The organism is Bacillus sp. FSL W8-0920 (assembly GCF_038593215.1).
In the GTDB taxonomy this organism is placed as follows: Bacteria; Bacillota; Bacilli; order Bacillales; family Bacillaceae; genus Bacillus; species Bacillus pumilus.
The window spans coordinates 3,622,296-3,646,172 of record NZ_CP151974.1 but is presented as its reverse complement, the minus strand read 5'-3'; the positions used below and the strand labels follow the sequence as shown (position 1 = coordinate 3,646,172).

Annotated in this window: 22 protein-coding genes and 2 riboswitches; of the genes, 18 read left to right on the top strand and 4 right to left on the bottom strand. The window is 41.1% G+C overall.

Going from position 1 to position 23,877, the window contains the following annotated elements:
* The first annotated feature begins 17 nt into the window (after positions 1-17).
* The 4 genes from NSS78_RS18785 (at position 18) to NSS78_RS18770 (ending at position 2,916) form a co-directional block, all read left to right on the top strand.
* The gene (locus tag NSS78_RS18785) at positions 18-1,319 is read left to right on the top strand and encodes a pyrimidine-nucleoside phosphorylase (RefSeq protein ID WP_106035751.1); all 1,302 of its coding nucleotides are present in this window, start codon (positions 18-20) and stop codon (positions 1,317-1,319) included.
* Positions 1,320-1,500: 181 nt separating this feature from the next.
* Complete coding sequence (locus NSS78_RS18780) at positions 1,501-1,944, top strand: MarR family transcriptional regulator (RefSeq protein ID WP_003215380.1); 444 nt, start codon at positions 1,501-1,503, stop codon at positions 1,942-1,944.
* A 14-nt stretch (positions 1,945-1,958) separates the two neighbouring features.
* A complete protein-coding gene (locus tag NSS78_RS18775; protein ID WP_003214802.1) occupies positions 1,959-2,597 on the top strand; it encodes a nitroreductase family protein in 639 nt (212 codons plus the stop codon).
* Between the two features lie 25 nt (positions 2,598-2,622).
* A complete protein-coding gene (locus tag NSS78_RS18770; protein WP_003214755.1) occupies positions 2,623-2,916 on the top strand; it encodes a putative quinol monooxygenase in 294 nt (97 codons plus the stop codon).
* 265 nt (positions 2,917-3,181) lie between these two features.
* Here the strand turns inward: NSS78_RS18770 and NSS78_RS18765 are convergent, their stop codons facing one another.
* On the bottom strand, positions 3,182-4,120 hold the full coding sequence (locus NSS78_RS18765) for an MBL fold metallo-hydrolase (RefSeq protein ID WP_327839459.1): 939 nt from the start codon (positions 4,118-4,120) through the stop codon (positions 3,182-3,184).
* A gap of 848 nt (positions 4,121-4,968) precedes the next feature.
* Here NSS78_RS18765 and NSS78_RS18760 point away from each other — a divergent pair.
* The 3 genes from NSS78_RS18760 (at position 4,969) to NSS78_RS18750 (ending at position 8,189) form a co-directional block, all read left to right on the top strand.
* On the top strand, positions 4,969-7,350 hold the full coding sequence (locus tag NSS78_RS18760; protein WP_268459088.1) for an immune inhibitor A domain-containing protein: 2,382 nt from the start codon (positions 4,969-4,971) through the stop codon (positions 7,348-7,350).
* Positions 7,351-7,557: 207 nt separating this feature from the next.
* Positions 7,558-7,812, top strand: coding sequence for an ORF6C domain-containing protein (locus NSS78_RS18755; RefSeq protein ID WP_012011773.1), 255 nt, complete (start codon positions 7,558-7,560; stop codon positions 7,810-7,812).
* Between the two features lie 5 nt (positions 7,813-7,817).
* A complete protein-coding gene (locus NSS78_RS18750; RefSeq protein WP_050944576.1) occupies positions 7,818-8,189 on the top strand; it encodes a DUF1304 domain-containing protein in 372 nt (123 codons plus the stop codon).
* Between the two features lie 34 nt (positions 8,190-8,223).
* Here the strand turns inward: NSS78_RS18750 and NSS78_RS18745 are convergent, their stop codons facing one another.
* On the bottom strand, positions 8,224-8,388 hold the full coding sequence (locus tag NSS78_RS18745) for a hypothetical protein (protein WP_003214630.1): 165 nt from the start codon (positions 8,386-8,388) through the stop codon (positions 8,224-8,226).
* 253 nt (positions 8,389-8,641) lie between these two features.
* Between NSS78_RS18745 and NSS78_RS18740 the strand changes: the two genes are divergently transcribed.
* The 11 genes from NSS78_RS18740 (at position 8,642) to NSS78_RS18690 (ending at position 21,056) form a co-directional block, all read left to right on the top strand.
* The gene (locus NSS78_RS18740; RefSeq protein WP_003215149.1) at positions 8,642-9,298 is read left to right on the top strand and encodes a type 1 glutamine amidotransferase domain-containing protein; all 657 of its coding nucleotides are present in this window, start codon (positions 8,642-8,644) and stop codon (positions 9,296-9,298) included.
* Positions 9,299-9,440: 142 nt separating this feature from the next.
* Positions 9,441-10,568, top strand: coding sequence for a hypothetical protein (locus NSS78_RS18735; protein WP_251190615.1), 1,128 nt, complete (start codon positions 9,441-9,443; stop codon positions 10,566-10,568).
* Positions 10,569-10,624: 56 nt separating this feature from the next.
* Positions 10,625-10,728, top strand: a riboswitch (TPP riboswitch).
* An 87-nt stretch (positions 10,729-10,815) separates the two neighbouring features.
* Entirely contained in the window at positions 10,816-11,502 is a 687-nt protein-coding gene (tenA, locus tag NSS78_RS18730; RefSeq protein ID WP_050944574.1) for a thiaminase II, read from the top strand.
* A complete protein-coding gene (locus NSS78_RS18725) occupies positions 11,499-12,098 on the top strand; it encodes an ECF transporter S component (protein ID WP_327839460.1) in 600 nt (199 codons plus the stop codon). Before tenA ends, NSS78_RS18725 begins: the two co-directional genes overlap by 4 nt.
* On the top strand, positions 12,073-13,671 hold the full coding sequence (locus tag NSS78_RS18720) for an energy-coupling factor transporter ATPase (RefSeq protein WP_327839461.1): 1,599 nt from the start codon (positions 12,073-12,075) through the stop codon (positions 13,669-13,671). Before NSS78_RS18725 ends, NSS78_RS18720 begins: the two co-directional genes overlap by 26 nt.
* Positions 13,661-14,395, top strand: a complete 735-nt coding sequence (locus NSS78_RS18715; protein WP_106035748.1) for an energy-coupling factor transporter transmembrane component T — start codon at positions 13,661-13,663, stop codon at positions 14,393-14,395. Before NSS78_RS18720 ends, NSS78_RS18715 begins: the two co-directional genes overlap by 11 nt.
* 150 nt (positions 14,396-14,545) lie before the next feature.
* The gene (locus NSS78_RS18710; RefSeq protein WP_106032041.1) at positions 14,546-15,385 is read left to right on the top strand and encodes a methyl-accepting chemotaxis protein; all 840 of its coding nucleotides are present in this window, start codon (positions 14,546-14,548) and stop codon (positions 15,383-15,385) included.
* A 172-nt stretch (positions 15,386-15,557) separates the two neighbouring features.
* Complete coding sequence (locus NSS78_RS18705) at positions 15,558-16,373, top strand: YwqG family protein (protein WP_003215325.1); 816 nt, start codon at positions 15,558-15,560, stop codon at positions 16,371-16,373.
* Between the two features lie 224 nt (positions 16,374-16,597).
* Positions 16,598-17,431 (top strand): PRD domain-containing protein, encoded by an 834-nt coding sequence (locus NSS78_RS18700; RefSeq protein ID WP_058013317.1) that lies wholly within the window; start codon positions 16,598-16,600, stop codon positions 17,429-17,431.
* A gap of 327 nt (positions 17,432-17,758) precedes the next feature.
* Complete coding sequence (locus tag NSS78_RS18695) at positions 17,759-19,666, top strand: beta-glucoside-specific PTS transporter subunit IIABC (protein ID WP_309216087.1); 1,908 nt, start codon at positions 17,759-17,761, stop codon at positions 19,664-19,666.
* Complete coding sequence (locus NSS78_RS18690) at positions 19,638-21,056, top strand: glycoside hydrolase family 1 protein (RefSeq protein ID WP_106029440.1); 1,419 nt, start codon at positions 19,638-19,640, stop codon at positions 21,054-21,056. Before NSS78_RS18695 ends, NSS78_RS18690 begins: the two co-directional genes overlap by 29 nt.
* Before the next feature lie 54 nt (positions 21,057-21,110).
* On the opposite strand, the gene NSS78_RS18685 is transcribed toward NSS78_RS18690, so the two are convergent.
* Together NSS78_RS18685 and NSS78_RS18680 are read right to left on the bottom strand one after the other, a co-directional pair.
* A complete protein-coding gene (locus tag NSS78_RS18685; protein WP_003215409.1) occupies positions 21,111-22,235 on the bottom strand; it encodes a 5-methyltetrahydropteroyltriglutamate--homocysteine S-methyltransferase in 1,125 nt (374 codons plus the stop codon).
* Positions 22,236-22,322: 87 nt separating this feature from the next.
* Positions 22,323-22,435, bottom strand: a riboswitch (SAM riboswitch).
* Between the two features lie 81 nt (positions 22,436-22,516).
* Entirely contained in the window at positions 22,517-23,836 is a 1,320-nt protein-coding gene (locus NSS78_RS18680) for a gluconate:H+ symporter (protein ID WP_327839462.1), read from the bottom strand.
* Between the last annotated feature and the right edge of the window lie 41 nt (positions 23,837-23,877).

The following is a 23,877-nucleotide window of genomic DNA, read 5'->3' as shown; positions in this document are numbered from 1 at the left end:
AAGGAATGGTGAAAACAATGAGAATGGTAGATATCATTGCGAAAAAACGTGACGGAAAAGAATTATCTTCAGAGGAAATTTCTTTCTTTGTCAAAGAGTATACGGACGGAACAATTCCTGACTACCAAGCAAGTGCCTTGGCTATGGCGATTTTCTTCCAAGATATGACGGATCAAGAACGTGCTGACTTAACGCTCGCTATGGCGAACTCAGGAGACACGATTGACCTCTCTGCCATTGAAGGTATTAAAGTAGACAAGCACTCAACAGGCGGTGTAGGCGATACAACAACGCTTGTACTCGCTCCTCTTGTGGCTGCACTTGATGTACCTGTTGCGAAAATGTCTGGTCGCGGCCTTGGACATACAGGCGGTACAGTGGACAAGCTTGAAGCGGTAAAAGGCTTCCACGTAGAAATTACAAAAGACGAATTCATCGAGCTTGTGAACCGTCATAAAGTAGCGGTCATTGGTCAATCAGGCAACCTGACACCAGCGGATAAAAAGCTTTATGCCCTTCGTGATGTGACAGGAACCGTTAACTCCATCCCGCTCATTGCAAGCTCTATTATGAGTAAGAAAATTGCTGCTGGCGCAGATGCGATCGTACTAGATGTGAAAACAGGTGCAGGTGCTTTCATGAAAACACCTGAAGACTCTGAGAAGCTTGCAAAAGCCATGGTCCGCATCGGAAACAACGTTGGCAGACAAACGATGGCTGTCATCTCTGATATGTCTCAGCCGCTAGGATTAGCGATTGGAAATTCCCTTGAAGTGAAAGAAGCGATTGATACACTTAAAGGCGAAGGCCCTGAAGACTTAAACGAGCTTGTGCTCACTTTAGGAAGTCAAATGGTCGTTCTTGCGAAAAAAGCAGAAACGCTTGATGAAGCAAGAGAAAAGCTAATTGAAGTCATGAAAAACGGTAAAGCACTTGAGAAATTCAAGGAATTCTTAGAAAATCAAGGTGGGGACGGCTCGATTGTAGATCAGCCGGAAAAACTGCCGCAAGCCCCTTACCAAATCGACGTTCCTGCAAAGGAATCAGGTGTGGTTGCTGAAATCGTCGCAGACGAGATCGGTGTTGCAGCGATGATTCTTGGAGCAGGACGTGCGACAAAAGAGGACGAGATCGACCTATCTGTCGGCATCATGCTGAACAAAAAAGTCGGCGATCGTGTTGAAAAAGGAGATTCACTCGTGACACTTCATGCAAATCGTGAAGATGTTGCGAATGTCGTGGAGAAAATTTATGACAACATCCGCATCGCAGATCATGCTGATGCACCAACTCTCATTCACACTGTGATCACAGAATAAAGAAAAAAGGACAAAAGTGCTTCGCCGCTTTTGTCCTTTTTTTGTTCATTTCTTTTTCTATTGAGATAAAAAATTTCACTTTATGAAACAAACCTCTTGCATTCATTAAATAATGGGTGTATATTAGTTGACGAGTCAATGATTGATATATCAACTAATTGATCTGAATAGAAAAGAGGGGATGGCATTGACTGCATTTTGCTCTGAAGAAGCAGAGGTATTATACCGTTTGCAGTGTGTGAACCGTATGATGGGCGTGAAGTTCGAAGCATGCACGGGCATCAGCCAATCAAGACTAGAGTTGCTATCACTGTTATTCCAAGCAGACGAAATCAGCCAGTCAGATTTGCAGAAAAAAGTAAATATTGATAGTGCGGCTGTGACGCGTCACTTAAAACAGTTAGAAGCAAAAGGAATGGTCACGCGCAGAAGAAAGCCAGAAGATAATCGAGTCACACTTGTTCGTCTGACAGAAGAAGGCAGAACAAGAATCGAAGCTTCTAAAAAAGAAAAAGAACGATTTATCTCAGAAATGCTTGAAAACGTAAGTGACGAAGAACGAAAGCTTCTCACTGATGTGCTCAGCCGAATACAACAAAACATCGAAAAGATTCAAACAACCTAAAGGAGTGTTTCAACATGGCTACAACATTAAAAACTAACGATTTTATGGAAATTTTGAAAGGACGCCGTTCTATTCGTAACTATGACCCAGCTGTGAAAATCAGCAAAGAAGAAATGGCAGAGATTCTAGAAGAAGCAACAACTGCACCATCATCAGTGAATGCACAGCCTTGGCGCTTCATGGTCATTGACAGCCCAGAAGGAAAAGAAAAGCTTGCACCACTTGCAAAATTCAACCAAACTCAAGTGTCAACATCAGCAGCTGTCATTGCAGTATTTGCAGATATGAAAAGCAATGAATACTTAGATGAAATTTATTCAAAAGCAGTAGAGCATGGCTACATGCCGCAAGAAGTGAAAGAAAGACAAATTGCTGCACTAACTGCACACTTTGAGGTACTTCCAGAGCAAGTGAATCGCGAAACAATCTTAATTGACGGTGGAATTGTGTCTATGCAGCTTATGCTTGCAGCACGTGCACACGGCTATGATACAAATCCAATTGGCGGATTTGATAAAGAAGTCATCGCTGAAACATTTGGCTGGGATAAAGAACGTTATGTACCAGTGATGCTGTTATCAATTGGGAAAGCTGCTGACGAAGGTTATGCTTCTTACCGCTTACCGATTGAACGCATTACAGAGTGGAAATAATATCTTTTAAAAAGGAGACGATTAGATGATTATTATTCATGCAGGGATGACCATTCATCCAGAAAAAGAAAACGTATTTCTAGAAGAAATCAATGCATTAATGAAAGCTTCACAAGCCGAAGAAGGCAATGTATCCTACAAGCTGTTCAAGGATACAGATAAGGAACATACCTTCTTAATGGTAGAAGTGTGGAAAGATGACGCTGCGGTTCAGAGCCATAATGCGAGTGCACATTTCCAAGCTTTCGTAGCGAAGGCAAAAGAATTCTTAGCCGCTCCACTTGACGTTGTTGCCTTTCAAGGCCAGCAACTTTCATAGTAAAACAACAAACACCCTAGGCGTTCAGGACTGGACCCTATAAAGGGAGACAAATAAAAACACCTTTAAGTTGAAAATCGGGTATAGAATACCTGAAATCAATTTGGAGGTGTTTTTCTATGGGTTCAAGAGTTAGTTATTCACTTGAAGTGAAGATGAAATCAATTAAGGAGGTAAAATAATCAAGTCAAAATATTTCATCTAATCATTCAGGTGCTCCCATCTAAAATGAGAACACACTGAATGGTCAATCATATTTATGACATCACGGCCACTGTTGTTCGCCTTTCATGACTTTAGCACTCAATTCTAAGTCTCCAGTGTTCGTAAAGTTCGGATACTCTTTCTTCATTTCAGCAATCAATTGAGCTGAATTGTCTGCCCTCTTAGCTGCTGCTTCAAATTTTGTAATATAGTCACGGGTAAACACAACTGCTGATGTATCTTCAGCACTCTTACCTAGATAATGACCTGGAATCACACGTTCCGGCTTCAGATCAAGAATATGATTTAGAATTTCACGCCATTGATCACGACTTTTTTGAGATTGATTGTCTGCTGTCCAAACATATTCATTCTCATAAACAGGTACTCCACCTAGAACTGTTTTTTTCGATGGAACCCAAAGAAAAGTGTGAGATGGGTCTGGTCCGTCAAGTCCAATGATGTTGATGTTTTTTCCATCAACGGTCAGTTTATCTCCCTTTAAAACATCTGGAATAATCTGTGCTGTTGGTGCATTTTTCTTTAATATTGGATTCCAGTAATCATTTTTGGCCTGAATCGTTTTTTTAATTCCCTTAACAGTTTCAGGCGTTGCCACAATTTTCACATCAGGGAATGCTTCACGAATGGCAGAGAGACCAAAGTAATAATCTGGGTCTTTATGACTGACATAAACAGTTGTCAGTTTCTTTCCTGTATCGCGAATCATTTTTACTAACTTCTCTGCATTATCCTTTTCAAACTGGGCATCGACAAGAATGACTTCTTTCGGTCCTTCAATCAAGCTAGAAGTGACAGCAAAAACTCCTTTATCACCAGGGTTGAATGTTGTGATTTTAAGATTTACAGCTTGTTTGTCCGCTGTGTTTTTGTTATCGGTTGCTGTATTTTTTGTATCTTCATTGCTAGCACATGCGCTTAGCAATAACACGAAACAAAGACCTAAAGTAACTCCTAGGACTGATTTTAATTTAAACATTAGATGATTCTCCTTTTTCATTTTTTACGAAGACCCTATATGTTATTAATGACTAAAAACACAGGTCTTATGTATGAGTGTAGCCAATACATAAATAAATATTTCTTTAGCGAATTAATTGGATATTGTTCAATCATTAACCTCCCCGAAACAAAGTGAATATTTGATTCATGCTGGATAGCCTTAGAAAAAAGATGTAACGAAATCAGTTACACCTAGATGAGATGTAACCATTATAGTTACACCTCTTGGTTGATGTCAATAGAAATAAACTTGAGAGTTTCAACAAAATTCACCCTAATTTACCTTTTTAACGATCTGTTTTACATGTAGAAAATCAATTGAAACGGGATTCTTCTACGACAAATCCATAAAAAAGAGTGACCGATATTACGTATTTGCCATTTGGTCAAAAAATGTTTTATCTACCCATCATAAAAGATTTAGTCACTTATACGATTGGTTAATCAAGGAGCAGTCTCAATTCATATGCTGATCAAAACGAGATTAAGGAAAAAGGCATTATCATGAGCATGTCCCATAAGTGTATGCCCGCTGATAATGCCCGATCGAATTCTTCCACTCCAGTTTGAAATTAGAAAGTCACCGAAAAAGTTTCGGCAACTGGCTGTTTCATTAAGGTGTTTTGATCCATGTATCAAAAACGGGTGTCAGTCCCCCGTTCATCACCCGGGGTTCTTTTATTTTCGACACCTTGTTCCACCCATTTCATTCCCGTATTGTGCATTTTCCACAAAATTTCTGAAAATAAAATGTTTTTCGACTTAAGTATATTGGAATATGCTAGAATGAGATATTATTTATTACCAAATTAGGGAGGAACCAAAATGAAAAAAGGGAAATGGACGAGCATTGCACTAACGGCTGTCCTCGGTTTAGGCACATTGACAGCTTTCAGCACCCCACTATCTGCCCACACTACAGAAAAGTCAACATCCTCAGACGGCGGTCATTATTCAGGTATTCCATTCGATGCAAGTGTTGTGAATGAAGACCGTCTCATCAAAGCCTTGAAAAAACAAGGAAAGATCAAAAAGAATGCCAATGAAGCAGAAACCCAAAAAGCATTAAAGAAATATCTAAAGAAAAAAGAAGAATCTGCTATGAAACAAGGTGCAAGCACCTTAACAGAAGAGCCTGAATTTCTGAAAGAATACAAACAAAAGGTACATAACAAATTAGCCAAAAAGAAAAAGTTAAAGAAGCATAATGGAAAAGAAAGCAATCATGTAAAACCGGTCAAAAAGGAAAAGTATAAAGGCGAAGTTCGCAATGATAAGGTATTGGTTTTATTAGTAGATTTTAAAGATTATAAGCATAATAGTATTAAAAAAGAAGAGACTGATATGTACTATGACAAGTACGATCAGCAGCACTATCAAGACATGCTTTTCGGAAAAAATGGCTACATCGGTCCAGATGGGAAACGAAAAGTATCCATGAAGCAATATTATGAGAAACAGTCTGGCGGCAGTTACACGATCAGTGGAACGGTGGCTGGCTGGTATACAGCGAAGCATGAAGCAGCCTATTATGGCGGGAACGTACCTGATGAATCAGGCAGTGACGGCAGACCGCGTGAATTGGTGAAAGAAGCACTCGAAGCAGCAGCAAAGGACCCGAACATTGATCTCGGTGAATATGATCAATGGGACCGCTATGATATGGATGGCGACGGCGTTTATAACGAACCAGACGGCATCATTGACCATCTGATGGTCGTTCATGCTGGCGTAGGTGAAGAAGCTGGCGGCGGACAGCTTGGCTCTGATGCGATTTGGTCGCACCGCTGGTCACTTGGTGATGTATTTGAAATTCCAAACACAGAATCTGAAGTCGGACAAGGCGGAAAGTTAGGCGCGTTAGATTACACCATTGAGCCTGAAGATGGCGCGGCAGGCGTATTCACACATGAATTCGGACATGATCTTGGTCTTCCTGATGAGTACGATACACAGTACACAGGAGGAGGCGAGCCCGTTTCCTACTGGTCGATCATGTCAAGCGGAAGCTGGGCAGGTAAAGTCCCTGGAACGGAACCAACAGGCTTTAGTCCATATGCGAAAGAAATGCTTCAAAACTTACATGGTGGTAACTGGCTTACTGGACAAACCATTGATGGTAAAACATTAAAGAAAAGCAAAACAGTGCTGATTGATGAAGCAGCAACAAAAGGAACGAACCATGATGCGGTTCGGGTAGATTTACCAGATAAAGAGATTGTTGTCACAAAACCTGCTCAAGGACAAAATTCGTACTTCAGCGGAACGGGTGACAATTTAAATGCGACCATGACGACAACAGGTATCGATTTGTCGAAAGGGAGCAAAGCAGAGCTGACATTTAAAGCATGGTACGATATCGAAGAAGATTATGATTATGCGTATGTAGAAGTTCGTGAAACAGGAACTGATCAGTGGAAGACCATTGCTGGTAACATCACGAACGATCGAAATGAAGCTGGAGCGAACGAAGGCAATGGAATTGACGGAAAATCAGACGGATGGGTAGATGCAGCATTTGATCTTTCTGCTTATGCAGGGAAGAAAATTGACCTGCAATTCCGCTATACAACCGATGCAGGCTATTCACTGCCAGGCTTATTTGTAGATGATTTAAACATCACTGCAGATGGGACGAAAGTGTGGTCAGATGATGCCGAGGGCACATCTACTTTCACCTTTAACGGATTCTCGAAATCGAATGGAAAACAATATGCAGCTCAATACTATTTACTAGAGTGGCGCTCATATGCTGACGTCGATAAAGGGTTAAAGCATATCAAACGAGGGGCAAGCCTCATGAGCTATAATAACGGTTTGGTCGTGTGGTATGTCGATCAATCCTACAGTGATAACTGGGTAGGAAAACACCCAGGGAACGGTTTCCTTGGGGTAGTAGATGCAGATCAGCAAGTATTGAAGTGGAGTGACGGCTCCATTGCAGCCACAGGTTTCCAAGTACATGATGCAGCATTTTCTTTGAATCCAAGTACGAAGCTCAATATTGATTATACAGCGACAACTGGCTTAACGTTGGTAGATCGCTATATTCGCCCGACTCGTACATTTAGTGATAAAAAGAATTATGTGAATCCAAATAATCCAGATGCAGGGCGTGATGTCCCAACATACGGTCTATCCTTTAAAGTTGTTGGACAAAGTAAGGATCGTTCTGTTGGAAAGGTATTAATTTCTAAAAGTAACTAAACAGAAAGCCGGATTCTACCATTGAATCCGGCTTTTTGCTATGGTAATAAACTGTTTTTGATGAAAAGGGCGGCTTTTTGGTCGAATGTCTGTTCTTTTTTATTTTGATATCCGAATGAAATCATTATATAATAGAGACTGGAAGGTTTTTCTTTCATACATGGTTCTTTTTAGCTGTTAAAACAAAGGAAAGGATGAGCGTTACCAATGAGTTGTGTCACTGCTAAGCAATTAAAGGTGATTAGAGGGACGATGCAGACTTTTTGCAGCCATTTGGAGTATGATGGTCACGGTAAGCTTCATATCAATACCATCATGGCTTTTATTAAAAAGGAGTTTGGTGTGAGGAAAATGAAAGACATTCCACAAAGCCGCTTTACTGAAGCGCTTGAATTAATACAAGACTTTGATTTATACACGGATAAAATAGAGATTCGTGATCGTCTATCAGAAAGGAATTAACTAAATTGAATATTTTGGCAATAATACTAGTAGGAATTGTCGCATTAGAACACCTTGTCATTATGTTATTAGAAATGTTTTTTATGGAATCAAAGATGGCAAAGAGATCCTTTAAGCTGCCAGAACACTTGCAAAAGGATCCAAATGTAAAAGTGATGTTTGCCAATCAGGGGCTTTATAACGGGTTTTTAGCTGCAGGACTGATTTGGGGGCTCATTCTCGGATCGAATACTGTTGGATATATGATTCAGCTATTTTTCATTATTTGCGTGATCATCGCTGCGGTATTTGGCGGTGTGACCTCTAATAAATCAATCATCGTCAAGCAAGGAGTACCAGCGCTTCTTGCATTAATTGCGCTTATCCTGGCAATTTAACCATAAATAAAGTCGCCCGAGTAAAGGGCGGCTTTTATCTTTTTCGAAGACCCATTAGACGAATAATGGATGTCAGACATAGCGCAACGGCAACAGCCAAAATAATTTTTCCATACATGACCCCTGTTAAGTTCATCAAAAAGACGGCCAATATGATACAGAGCGTGATGATGATCATCACAATCGAATAGGTTTTCATCTCTTTTCCACTCCTTTAAAAGTCCCCTCACATCCGTGAGGTCTATCCATCTTACCTCATATGATATCACTCAATGACAATTTTACATGAAATTCCCTACCAATAGAATGTGACATATTGATTAGATTAATGACATGCCATATTTTTCAGAAAATCGGGTATACCATAAAGAGTTGCACCGAAGTTCAATTGCTTGATATTTAATTGTGCAAAATGTAAAATGAAAACATGATAAATCGAAAGGATGATCAAGGTGAGTAAGAAAGTGTTATTAGTATCGACAAGCAGTTCAGAAATGAACGGACATCCAACAGGCTTATGGCTAGAAGAGTTGGCAGAGCCATTTCATATTTTTAAAGAAAATGAACTAGACGTTCAAATTGTCTCTATTCAAGGTGGAACTGTCCCTATTGATAAAAATTCAATTCCAGAAGGTGTTCCAGCGCAATATGAAGATGTATATGAATTACTTCAAGACACAAAGGCGCTTACAGATGTGAACCCAGCTGATTATGATGGCATCTTCTTTGCGGGAGGCCACGGCCCAATGATCGATTTTGCGTCTAATCAACTGGTAGCCGATGCAATCTTAGCTATTTCAAACAAAAACGGTGCAGTCGGAGCTGTTTGTCACGGCGTTTCAGCATTCATTGATGTGAAGGATCAAGATGGCAAATCATTTATCGAAGGTAAAAAAATCACAGGCTTCACAAACGAAGAAGAGGAAGCTGTTCAGCTGACATCAAAAGTTCCATTTTTATTGGAAACAAAACTTCGTGAGCAAGGGGCAGCGTTTGAAAAAGGAGATGCCTTTGCACCATACGCTGTAGTTGACGGACAAATCATTACTGGACAAAATCCAGGTTCTAGTGCAGAAACAGCACGCCTGTTTGTTAAAACCATTTCATAAAGTGATCAAAAAACCAGTCGTAGCAAATACGGCTGGTTTTTTTGTCATAAAGATTTCCTAAAAAAGACCATAACAATGAATGAAATAATGGTAAAATATTCACAGGGTAAAAAACCCAATTGAGGAAAAAGGGGATGTTCCTGTGAGAGCATTTTATGGAAAAATCACTGCAACTTTATTATCCATTCTACTCGTCACAACAGGTTTATTTTCACCAGTATTAAAAGCAGAAGAAGCACCGAAATCAGATGGGAAATTGTCACCACTGACGGAAAAAGCCATTCAGCAAGTGCAAGACTCGTTTTTGAAACAGGATGAAGGAACCGCTATCCAAAAGAAGCAGCTAAAAAAATCTTTTAAAGTAGATAAGAAAAATGGAATCAGTATCAAACGAAAAGCCGCTAAAGATGGTAAGATGCGTACATCTTCCGTTCGCTCCATTGATGGACTAGCCATCAACCAATCGGTTGTCTTATCAGAGGATGACCCAGTCGATTTATGGTTGTTAAGTACGACTTCACCTCAGGCACTCATCAGCCGAATTACCTCTTCAAATCCCGATTATTTCGTACAATTATTTGTTGTTGATTATGAAACTGGACAAGCTTATCCGACGGACTTGATTCAGCCAGCAGGCAGTCTCCTTGGTTTGACCAATTTACCAGCAGGTGACTACGCATTCGGTATCACAAGCGGTGGAAATTTCGGAGACTCTTACACGTTACAAGTGAATGCAAAAAACCCACCCAATTTCACAGGGGCTGTTTCCCTCTCTTCCACCCTGCAATACTTTGTAGCTGAGTATGCGAATGGGGATGTTTTCGCTAATGGTACAAAGGTGTATAACAAACAATCTAAGACCGCCGATTATAAATGGGAGCGTGTATTTTATTTTTCATATGACGGAAAATATGATCAGAGAACCCATTCTGTTGAAAGTGTGAAAGTGAAAAGTATTTCTGCACCAGTATCGTACTCTGCTCCTTATGCGAGTTCATCTGAGGCTATTCTCGTCTACTTAGATGTGGAGACGTTATTTATGTATCATGAATCATCGTTTGCTAGCGGGCAATACTACCATAGTAGCTTTGTTGATACACTTGGAAAGACAACGCCAAGGCGTTTAGATATTGATGATATGACAAATTACGGCGATCATATTTTAGCTGTTGATTTGAAAACGGGAAAACCAATTGATTTCTTCAGTGTCCTTAATTTTTACTATGCTGCAGGGATCGAAAAGCTGCCTACGATCAGAACGTTGAATTAAGAAAGGCGGTTGACAGCAAATCTCTACATGTGTAGAGTAAAGATAATTAAATGACAAAAGTCCACTAGGGGAGTCATGTATGACTGAGACAAGAGAAAATCTTGGACCCTTTGAACCTGATCTAGTTTGTACTAGCGGAGGGAAGTGGAGCTGGACCTCGTCTTATTCATGATTGAATCGATAAGAAGGCCGCTCCATTTGGGGTGGCTTTTTCATTTATTCAACTGAAGAAGAGGAGGCTTTTTTTATGACGTTTTCAGCGCAATTAAGAGAAGAAACAGAACCATTATTTGAAGCCATTTATCAGCATCCGTTTGTCAGAGGGCTGGCAGCAGGAAAGCTGGAAAAGGAACAGATCATTCATTACGTCAAACAAGATGCAGAATATTTACATGCTTTTATTAAAATTTATGCAGCGGCTCTTAGCAGATGTACAGACAAAGGAGATATTGCCTTTTTCCATCAGCAGATTGCGTTTGTACTAGATAGTGAGACACACCCTCATCAAAATCTTTGCCGAGTGGCAGGTGTATCATATGATGAGCTCCAAGGTGCCCCGCTTGCTCCGAGTGCTCATCACTATATTCATCATATGCTGCAAGTTGCCAAGGAAGGCACGCTTGGAGAAATCATCGCTGTCCTGCTTCCATGCCCTTGGACATATTGGGAAATCGGGAAACGAATGCTCGCAGATGTGCAGCCTGACCCATCACATCCTTTTTATGAGTGGATCACATTTTATGGAGGGTTAACCGACTCTATTACAGTAGAGCTTTGCAAGCGGCTCGATCAGCTGGCGGAAGCAGCAAGTGAGAAAGAAAAGGAAAAAATGAAACAGCACTTTATCTTAAGCTGTCAGCTTGAGTACAAGTTTTGGGATATGGCGTTTACGGTGGAAGATTGGCCAGTTCCATTGGAGGTGCATTCATCATGACATGGAAGATGAAAGAAGTTGTCCTTGCTGTCATTTTATCCGTTGCATGTGGTGTCATCTATTTAGGGTGGTCCACACTTTACTTACCCATTACAGCACTTGTTGGCCCAGCAGGAGGCAACATCATGTTTGGCATTTGGGTGATTGCCAGTCCAATCGTCGCGTATATCATCCAAAAGCCGGGAGCTGCCCTGATTGCAGAAACAGCCGCTGCCGCAGTGGAATTACTAACAGGCAGCCACTTCGGTCTTGCAGCCCTGCTGATTGGTGTATGCCAAGGGCTTGGGGCAGAAATCGCCTTTGCTCTTTTTGGTTATAAACGATATCGCATGTGGACACTGATGCTGTCAGGTGCCTTTGCAGCTGTTGGAGCAATGGCTTACAGCCTCGTTGCGAAAGGCTTTGGTTATTACACGCCTCAAGTTTTACTCATCACACTGATGACTCAAATCATCAGCGGAATGATACTGGGCGGATGTTTAGCAAAAGTAGTGGTGGACGCATTATCTAAAACTGGTGTATTGAATCAATATGCCATCATGAAAGAAAAACGAAACAAAGGTGAACAGCATGGATTCATTTCTCGCGTGCAATAATCTCACTGTCCGTTTTTATGAACAGCCTCAGCCCGTGTTGCATCAAATCTCTCTTTCCATTCAAAAAGGAGAAAAGGTGCTTATTTTAGGACCAAGCGGCAGCGGTAAATCCACGCTCATCTCCGTTCTGGCTGGCATCATTCCAGAACATTTAGAAGCGGACATGCAGGGCGAAGTGATATTGCAAAGACATACAGGCGTCATGTTTCAGGACCCTGATTCCCAGTTTTGTATGCATCGCGTCAATGAAGAAATTGCCTTTAGCTTAGAGAACCGTTCTGTCCCTCGTGACGAGATGGATGGCATCATTCAGCAGCTCATGCAAAAAGTCCAACTTGATGTCGATCCGAATACAGACATCCACACATTATCTGGCGGCATGAAGCAGCGATTGGCGCTTGCTTGTTTACTAGCGTTAGAGCCAGATGTGCTGTTCTTTGATGAACCGACCGCACAGCTTGATCCAGCAGGAAGAATGGAGATATTTCAGCTTCTACAGCAGCTTGCAGCTGATCAGCGACAAACCATGATTTTTGTAGAGCATGTGCTAGATGGTGTCATTGAATGGATGGACCGGGTGATTTTATTAGACGATCAAGGCAGCATCTTAGCAGATGGGTCTCCAAAAGATGTATTGACGACATATGAAAAAGAAATGAAAGAGGCAGGAATTTGGAGGCCGAAATTATTTCCCGAGAAATGGTCTACGATCCTTCAAGATCCATTTCATCCAATGAGTCACAAGCTTATGCAAACCTTTGAAGCAAGAAAGAAGCAGAATGAAAAAGTGCCGTCGACTAAGCGAGAGACCATCATTCGTTCAGAAGATCTTCAATTAAGCTACGGGAAAAAGAGGATTATGAGTGATCTTCAGCTTGATATCAAAGCAGGGGATTGGGTGGCGATCATTGGGGAAAATGGAAGCGGGAAAAGCACATGTCTTAAACATTTGGTTCGTTTAGAGCCAACGAAAAAAGGCCATATTTTTTTAAAAGAGACACTCCTTAAAAAGTGGTCAGACCGAGAACTATATGAAAAGGCAGGCTTTGTGTTTCAAAATCCGGAGCTTCAATTCATACAAGATACAGTGTTCGATGAAATTGCATTTGGTGGAAGGCAGCGTAATTGGCAAGAATCCGTTGTGCAAGAAAAAACAGTTCAGCTATTGAAAGAGTTCGGTTTAGAAAAGCATGCAAAAGCTCATCCTTTCACTTTAAGCCTAGGTCAAAAAAGAAGATTGAGTGTGGCTACAATGCTCCTTTTTGATCAGGATGTCCTATTGTTAGACGAGCCGACTTTCGGGCAGGATGAAAGAACAGCGAAGGAATTAATCAGGCGCTTGAAAGATCGTCAACGCCAAGGCACCACTATTTTAATGGTCACACATGATATGGACCTTGTCGATGAGTGTGCCAATCAAGTGCTTCTTTTTCATCAAGGAAAGCATGTGTATGATGGCACGCCTTATGATTTGTTTTCAAATCAGGACTTTGTCGATGCTTATCAGCTGAGAGCCCCGCTGCATTATCGCTATGTGGCTGAAAGAAAGGACGTGCTGACGATTGCAAAGTAATCATTCCTTTCTTTCCACTGTGAATCCAGTCATCAAATTACTCGCTCATCTACTTGCGATGTGTTGTCTCATGGCGATATCTGATCCTAAAACAACCTTCATCATCTGGCTGTTTGCACTTTGTGTTGGACTTGTCTTAGGCGGATGGAATTTGAAGTATCTTTTCACAAGACTTGTCCCTTATCTGCTCTTTTTTATTCTCGTGTTCTGGATGATGGCGGCCTTTGGCAAGGGGGATCATACTGTTTGGAAATGGGCATGGTTTCATATGACAGAGGAGAGTTTAAGAAATGGACTCACCATCGCTCTCAGAATGCTTGGCTTTGTGACATTTGGTCTTTTGTTTACGTCCACAACAGATTTGACAGCATTTATGATGAGCCTCATTCATCAGTGCAAAATGTCGCCAAAATGGGCGTATGGAATGCTTGCTGGCTTCCGGTTTATTCCGTTATTTCAAAGTGAATTAAAGCAAATGAAGGCGGCACATAAAATCAGAGGCTATAAGCAAAAAAACAGCTGGAAAGCCTTTATGCGTTATGCACTTCCACTTTTTACACAGGGCGTACGAAAATCAGAACGTTTGGCCATTGCGATGGAAGCAAGAGGCTTCACAGGTGAGAGGGAGCGGACGTATTATCATGTCATCAGCACTTCATGGATCGACTATATGTATCTTTTGCTCATCGTTATCAGTGTCTTGATATGCATGTCTTTTTCTTAAAAACCCCCCACATTCTCTTGATAGAATGTGGGCTTTTTATATGTCTTAGGTCATTTGATTGATATTAGTACACATTACAGGCTGTAATAGATCTTATAACGAACCGATAAAGAGAATGTACTGAGAAAAAGAGAGGATGAACGTGAGCGAATGTCACAGAAAATTGATAACATAATAGACGCTTTACCAATCATTGGACTAGCTATGAGAGAACAACTAACCTTTTCTGTTTTAGGGAAAGAGAAGGTTCTTTATTATCAGCAACACGGAAACATTGACCTAGGGTTTAAAGCTGGAGATATCGTAGCTCCAGGATTCGAAAACTTTTCTATGTTGAAAAATGGGAGAGAGCCATCGTTTATCCAAATTCCGAAAGAAGTATACGGGATTCCAATGGATATTGTAGCCGTTCCAATTAAAGATGAAGCGGGTCAAGTAGTCGCTGCTTTCTGCGTTGCCTATGATCAGACCAATCAACAACGATTAGATGACATCATGACAGAGAGCAACCAAGCTTCCGAAAAACTAGTCGCAATGGTACAGCAAGTTGCTGCACATTCAGAGGAACTACAAGCGACAAGTGAACAAATTCTACAAAACACGAAAACCACTGTAGAAAATTCCTCTAAAATCAATCAAGTGTCCAATCTTATCAAAGGTATCTCTGATCAAACGAACTTACTTGGACTCAACGCATCAATTGAGGCTGCAAGAGTAGGTGAAGCAGGAGCAGGATTCGGAGTGGTCGCAACGGAAGTGAGAAAGCTGTCAACTCACGCCAAACAAGCGACGACTGATATTGAAACAGCGCTAAAAGATGTACAGGGGTCGATTAAAGGAATGGAAGAAGAAATAGCACAAATTGTCGCTTCTTCTGAGCATCAAGCAGAGCTTGTAGGCACGTTCACAAAAATTATTGAAGGTCTTCATGAAACAAATGAAACGATGAAATCACTCGCAGAAGACTTAGTGAATTATCAAGTGAAATAAAAAATAGATCGACCACAACCTCCAGATCAATCGGAGGTTTTTTTCGTTTTAAGGTAAGGAACTTGTTAGGATATTGACCGATTGATCGCTGACAGGCAGTGTACACTTCTGTATGATAGAAAAAGAGATACTACCCTGGTCAGTAGACCTATTCATAAGGAGGAAGACCATCGTGACACAATCAGCGAAGCTACAAGAAATCATAGCACCTTACCGTAAAATGTTAGATCAAACGGAACAGCCAACGATTCAACTAAAGATGAAACAAGGAAAAACAGGACCATACGACAGCAAAATTGCAGGTGATCCTTACTTCCCTAAAAACGATGAATATCCAGTTGATGGTGAAGGACACCCTATGAAGCTTTTGGCACAAATTAATTTTGGCCAGCTGCCGAAGCTGAAGGATTATCCAGAAACAGGACTTCTGCAAATTTTCATTTCTGTGCATGATGATCTTTATGGGATGAATATTGACCAAAAAACAGAGCAAAAAGATTTTCGGATCAAATTTATTGAGGAACCTTTCTTGGCAGAAGAAGAGTTGTTGACTGATTTTTCTTTTGTGAAAATTCCTGATGATTTTTATTTTCCTGTAACGAAGGAAGGCGCCATTACAGGTGAACGATCAAGTGAAACGATTAGTGTAGAAGATTTCCGCTTTGAGAAAATCACAGGTAAGCGAAGCTGGGACCTATTCGAAGATATAGAAGGTATTGATGGAGATGAAGCAGATGCCTTGTTAGATGAATTTTATGAGACAGAGAGTGGCTTTGGTCACAAATTGGGTGGATATCCAGGCTTTACACAAGAGGACCCGCGTACCTACGAAGACCAGGAACATACCGTTCTGTTATTACAAATCGACTCAGATGATGAAGTGGACATGTTGTGGGGAGATTGCGGAATCGCCAACTTTTTTATCAAACCAGAAGACCTCAAACGAAAAAATTTCGAGAATGTCGTCTATAATTGGGATTGCTCCTAATTTTGTAAAAAACACTCTTTATAGAGTGTTTTTGTGTATGTTTTTAGACTTTTTTGCCCCTATTTCGTCATTTTTGAGAGGTAATATGTCATTCTTTCTAGTTGACCGTATCAAAAAAAAATGTAAAATCATCTTAAAGTCCTCTTTTTTGAAAATAATAATAACATGACATATCAATCAACAATGAGATGCTCGAAAAAGCGGAATGTACTGGGGGGTATCAATTGATCATTTCGAAAGTAATCAATAATAATGTGGTCAGTGCGTATGATGACGAGCAGCATGAGCTGGTCATTATGGGCAGAGGGATCGCTTTTCAAAAGAAAAGTGGAGACCCGATTGACGAAGAACGTATTGAGAAAGTATTTTCCATTCAAAATAAAGATATATCAGAAAAATTCAAAACCCTGCTTTATGATATTCCAATCGAGTATATGCAAGTGTGTGAGGCGATTATTGATCATGCGAGAACAACCCTTAATAAAAATTTGAATGACAGCATCTATGTGACACTGACAGATCATATCACCTTTGCTATTGAACGTCATCAAAAAGGAATGGACATCAAAAATGCCCTGCTCTGGGAAATTAAGCGGTTGTATAAAGATGAGTTTATGTGTGGTGTAGAAGCGATTCGGATTATTCAGGACAAGCTCAACATTCATCTTCCTGAGGATGAAGCCGGTTTTATTGCGATGCACATTGTCAATGCAGAGCTCAATGAAGAAATGCCGAACGTGATTCAAATTACCAAACTCATTCAAGATATTTTAAATATCGTCAAGTATCACTTTCAAATTGATTTAGACGAGGAATCATTAAACTATTTCCGTTTTGTCACGCATTTGAAGTTTTTTGGACAGCGTCTGTTTAACGAAACACAAATGGAAAATCAAAATGAATTCCTGTATGAGGTCGTAAAAGAGAAAAACACTGCAGCTTTCCAATGTGCTGAGAAAATTAACGATTATGTTCAAAAAGAACACAACCGAAGTCTCATAGAAGATGAGATGCTATATTTAACTTTGCATATCGACAGAGTGATAAAAAGAAAATAAATTTAAAAAGAAAGCGTTGACATCATAAAATTAACATGATACTTTATAACTATAAACAACATAACCCACAATCTTTTAGGATTGTTACTGGTCAAGCAGGCAAAACCTAAATCATTGTCCCTATCTTTGATAAGGCATGATTTAGGTTTTTTTATATCCAAAGACTTATAAAAATTAAATAACGATCAATCGCTATGAAGGATTGTTACTGGTTAAGCAGGCAAAACCTAAATATCGATTAATGTCTGAATCGCTATTTTTCGGACATTAATGGATGTTTAGGTTTTTTCTATATCATGATTTAATCAACGATTGGAGGGTAATACAATGAACCACAAACAAACAGCAAAAGAAGTTCTAGAGCTTGTCGGCGGTGAAAAGAATGTTAAGCAAGTCACGCATTGTATGACAAGACTTCGCTTCAACTTATACGATGAAGGCAAAGCGGATAAGGAGAAGCTGCAATCAACAGACGGCGTCATGGGTGTGAATCAAAGCGGAGGTCAATATCATGTTATTATTGGCAATGATGTTTCAAATGTCTATCAAGCGATGATTGCTGACTCAGGCCTGTCAACAGATGTAAAATCAGGCGGTACAGAAGAAGCGTCAAAACAAAATGTGATATCTAAGCTTTTCGATTTTATCTCTGGTGTCTTCACACCGATTCTTCCAGCCATTGCTGGTGCCGGTATGATCAAAGGGATCTTGGCACTCATGCTTACGTTCCAGTGGATATCGGATAAAAGCAGCACATATGCAATTTTAACAGCTATCGGCGACGGAGCCTTTTACTTCTTACCGATTCTGCTTGCTGTAAGCGTAGCCAAAAAAATTGGCACAAATCAGTATATCGCTGCTGCCATTGCAGCCGCCGCACTGCACCCGCAGTTAACGGCTTTACTAGGCGCAGGAAATACAGAATTTCTAGGGCTACCAGTGGTTGCCGTTGTGTACTCTTCATCGGTCATTCCGATTCTACTCACCATCTGGCTCGGCTCATATGTTGAAAGATTCGCGGAAAAATATAGCCCAAAATCATTGAAGATCATCCTTGTTCCAACGGTCACACTTCTTGTCGTAGTACCAATTATGCTTATCGCAGTAGGACCGCTTGGTGGGATTATCGGAAATGGCCTTTCAGGTGGAATTGATTTATTGTTCAAACATGCAGGTATTTTGGCCGGACTCTTGATCGGCGGCTTCATGTCACCATTGATCATTACGGGCATGCACTATGCACTACTTCCAATTATGATCAACAACATTACGTTAAACGGTTTTGACTTCATTCTTCCAATGATGTTTGTAGCAAATATGGCACAAGCAGGCGCAGCATTCGGTGTCTTCTTAAGATCAAAAAACAAAACATTCAAATCATTGGCGATGTCTACAAGTATCACTGCATTAATGGGTATTACTGAACCTGCTATGTATGGTGTGAACATGCGATTGAAAAAACCGTTCCTTGCAGCCCTCATTGGTGCAGCAGCAGGCGGCGTGTTCATGTCAATCTTTAAAGTAAAATCATATGTGATATCTGGATCAGCAGGTCTCCCGGGTCTCCCGACATTCATTGGCCCAACATTTGTCTACTCTATCATCGGCTTAGTAATCGCCTTTGTCGCAGCAACGATCATGACACTTGTTCTAGGATTCAAAGATGTACCAGTGAAAGATGATACAAAAGCAGACAAACCAGAAGAAAAGAAAGACACAGTAACACTTCAAAATGAAGTGGTACAAAGCCCGCTTGAAGGTCAATTAAAGCCGCTAAATCAAGTAAATGATGCAACCTTCTCTAATGAAATCATGGGTAAAGGTACAGCTATTGTTCCAGCAGTTGGACGTGTAGTAGCACCATTCAACGGCAAGGTTGAAACCATTTTTCAAACGAAACATGCCATTGGCTTAAAGAGTGACCAAGGCACTGAGCTCCTCATCCATGTTGGAATTGATACGGTGAAGCTCGGCGGAAAGCATTTTACAAGTCATGTAGAGTCAGGTGATCTTGTTCAAGCAGGAGATGTGCTCGTTGAATTTGATATCGAGGGCATTCAGCAAGAAGGCTATGATGTCACCACACCAATTATTGTGACCAACACAAACGATTTTGCACAAGTTGATGCGAAAACAGAAGGAACGATTTCAGAACAAGAGACACTGCTCACAGTCAGTGTAGAAGAAAACGAGGAGGGCATTCAACATGAACAAGTTAGAAAAAACATTTCCTAAAGGTTTCTTATGGGGCGGCGCTGTTGCGGGCAACCAAATTGAAGGTGCTTATAATAAAGATGGAAAAGGCTTATCGACAGCTGATGTATCACCGCACGGTATTATGCATCCATTCGATGAATCAATGAAAGACTTGAACTTATATCATGATGCGATTGACTTCTACCATCGCTATAAAGAAGATATTGCACTCTTTGCAGAAATGGGATTCAAATGCTTCAGACTATCCATTTCTTGGCCACGTATTTTCCCAAATGGCGACGATGCTGAACCAAATGAAGCAGGCCTTGCTTTTTATGACAGAGTATTTGATGAACTGCATAAGCATGGAATTGAACCAGTTGTCACGATTTCTCATTATGAAATGCCGCTTGCACTTGTGAAAAACTACGGCGGTTGGAGAAACCGTAAGCTTGTCGATCTTTATGAAACATACGCGAAAACGTTGTTTACTCGCTATAAAGACAAAGTGAAATATTGGATGACCTTTAATGAAATCAACGTCGTGTTACATGCGCCTTTCACTGGTGGCGGACTTGTATTTGAAGAGGGCGAAGACGAGAAAAGCATTCAATATCAAGCAGCGCATCACCAATTTGTTGCAAGTGCTTTAGCTGTCAAAGCAGGACACGAAATCATTCCTGATGCGAAAATCGGCTGTATGATCGCAGCGATGACAACTTATCCGTACAGCTCAAGACCAGAAGATATGTTTGCAGCGATTGATCAAGATCGTAAAACATTGTTCTTCTCAGATGTACAGGCAAGAGGCTACTACCCAGGTTACATGAAACGATACTTCCGCGAAAATGGAATTCATATTGAGATCCAAGATGGTGATGAAGACATCCTAAGAAACCATACAGTGGACTATATTGGCTTCAGCTATTACATGAGCTTTGTGACAAGTACAGATCCAGAGATTCTTGGACAAGTGACTGGTGGTAACCTATTTGAAGGCGTGAAAAACCCTTATCTAGAAGCAAGTGATTGGGGCTGGCAAATTGATCCAAAAGGACTTCGTACAACACTAAACCAACTATATGACCGCTACCAAAAACCATTGTTTATCGTAGAAAATGGATTGGGAGCTGTCGATCAAGTAGAAGAAGACGGTTCCATTCAAGACGATTACCGAATTGATTACCTCAGAAGCCATTTGCTAGAGGCGAGAGAAGCCATTGCAGACGGAGTAGACTTGATGGGTTATACAAGCTGGGGCCCAATTGACCTTGTCAGCGCATCAACAGCTGAAATGAAAAAACGCTACGGCTTCATTTATGTCGACCGTGATAACGAAGGAAAAGGTACATTAGATAGAAAGAAAAAGAAAAGCTTCGATTGGTATAAACAAGTGATTGCGACAAATGGTAATCATTTAGATGCATAAAAGAAAAAAGACAAACCGTTCATACTGCGGTTTGTCTTTTTTTCGTCAAGGGGACTATGAAGTCCACACTTGATCTGCAATCTCAATCACATGACGAAGCTTTTCCCATTGCTGCTCTTCTGTTAACAAATTGCCTTCCTCCGTTGAGGCGAACCCGCATTGCGGACTCAAGCAAATCTGGTTAATGTCAACGTATTGAGCTGCTTCCTTGATTCGTTTTTTAATCTGTTCAGCAGGCTCAAGCTCACCATATTTTGAAGTGACAAGCCCTAGTACGATTTGGAGGTTTGGGTTCTTCACATAGCGAAGGGGTTCAAAACCGCCAGAACGATCGTCGTCGAATTCTAAAAAGAGACCATCCAGATCTAAGCCGTCAAAAATCGTTTCTGCCGCTGCTTCATAACCGCCTTCAGCTGCCCACGTCGATTTAAAGTTACCACGGCAAATGTGCATAGTGATCACCAAATCCTCTGGACGATCGGCAACTGCTTCATTGATTGTTTTCGCAAATGACTCACGCAGTTCATCTTCTTCTCGGCCAAAGGCTTTGATTTGTTCATGCCCTTTTTCAGAAAAGAACACGGCCCATGCTGTATCATCCAGCTGCAAGTAGCGGCAGCCTGCATCATAAAAAGCACGGATGGCTTTCTTATACGCCTGTGCCACATCATGGTGGAATGCCTCTAGGCTGTCGTATACTCCTTCTTCAAGCTTTCCACGGAAAAAGAGCATATTCGGACTTGGAATCGTCATTTTAGCCGTATGATCCCCAGCGATGCTGTGAAGGAATCGATAATCCTCCAGCATTGGATGATCTGTAAAATCAATCTTGCCCGTTACCTTGATGCCCCGTGCTTTTGTCGTCGTATTGTGGAATTGAATACCTTGATCTGCTTCAAATCCTTCGACCCCATCGAGCCCCTCAAGAAAGTCAAAATGCCACCAAGCACGTCTGAATTCGCCATCTGTGACAACCTCTAATCCAATTTCCTTTTGCTTCTCAACAATACGAGTGATTTCTTCATTTTCAATTTGTCGGAGCTGCTCTGCTGTCAGTGTGCCGTCTGCTTTTTGCTTGCGTGCTTCCTTGATACGTTCTGAACGAAGTAAACTGCCTACTTGATCTGCGCGAAATGGCGGTTTCGTTGTTTTCTTTCCAATGGTTTGTACTTGTGTCATGCTGAATCCCTTCTTTCTACAGGTTAAAAATCAAATAAAAAAGCTCTTCCTTGGATAAGGAAGAGCATCATATACTGAGAGAACTCTGCCTTATCTTCAAACAAGCATCTGCTTGCTTAAGGAATTAGCACCATTCTGTTCCGAGGAACAGCGGTTGCCGGGTTTCACAGGGCCAGTCCCTCCACCACTCTTAATAAGGTTACCTTTTGATTCAATTTTCTTAATAAACATAATTATTCAACTTTTCCGAGAGAAAGTCAATGGTTTTTACAGTTAATTTTCTACATGAACAAATCAGCGACGAGAACACCCGCTAGTCCGACAAGTGAAAGAACGGTCACCATCAATGTCCACGTTTTAAAGGTTTGGGCCATGGACAGGTTAAAGTATTCTTTGTAAATCCAGAAACCCGCATCATTCACGTGAGAGAACGTAATACTGCCAGCACCTGTTGCGATCACCATTAATTCTGGGCTCACACCTGTCAATCCAATCAAAGGAGCAGAAATGCCAGCCGCTGTGAGACCGGCGACGGTGGCTGATCCTAAAGATATACGAAGGACCGCAGCAATCAACCAGGTGAGAAGCAGGGGAGAAAGCGTGCTTCCTTGCATGATTCCTGCAATGTATTGATCAACCCCGCTATCAATGAGCACCTGTTTAAAGGCGCCGCCACCTGCAATAATTAATAAAATCATGGCAATAGAACCGATAGAATCTGTGATCGACTTCATCACATCCTGCATGCTCTTGCCTCTGCCAAGTCCAAACGTGTAGATGGCAAGAAGCACGGAGATTAACAGTGCAATCGCCGGTTCACCTAAAAACTCAGCGGTTGGCAGTAATGGGGAGGACGGGAAGAAAATTTCTAAAACTGCTCTGAATGTCATGAGCAATACAGGCAAAACAGCGGTGAAAATACTAATGCCGAAGCTTGGCATTTCTTCTTCTGTAAATTCCTTTGGATTAAATAAGTTCTTTGGAATATGTGCGTGCAACTGATCTTTTTTAAATAGTTTCGTAAAGAGAAGTCCGCCTATTAAAACAGCAGGAATCGCTAAAATAATCCCAACTAATAAGGTTTGTCCCATGTTTGCTTGAAATACATTTGCAATGGCAGTCGGCCCTGGGTGAGGAGGGAGGAAGCCATGTGTGGTGATGAGTGCAGCGACGAGCGGCATACCCACATAAAGCACAGGTAGTCTTGCAGCTTGTGCGATCGTAAAGACTAGTGGAATTAAGATAATGAATCCGGTTTCATAAAATAGAGCAATTCCGATCACAAATCCCGTCAGCATCGTTGCCCATTGAATTTTTCCAATACCGAATCGGTCAATGAGTGTCATCGCAATACGCTGAGCTCCGCCAGAATCAGCCATCAATTTACCAAGCATCGCCCCAAAACCGAGAACGAGTGCGAGGTGACCGAGCGTACTGCCGAGTCCTTTTTCGACGGAAGCAATCGCTTCAAGTGGTGACATTCCTTCTAAAACAGCAACAATTAAAGAAACAATAATCAAAGATATGAAAGCGTTTAACTTAAAGACAACCATGAGTAAAAGCAATAATAAAACGCCAAGTCCGATAAACACTAACGACATGATCTTTCCTCCTTTGTGGTGCATAAGGGAGCGCGAAAACG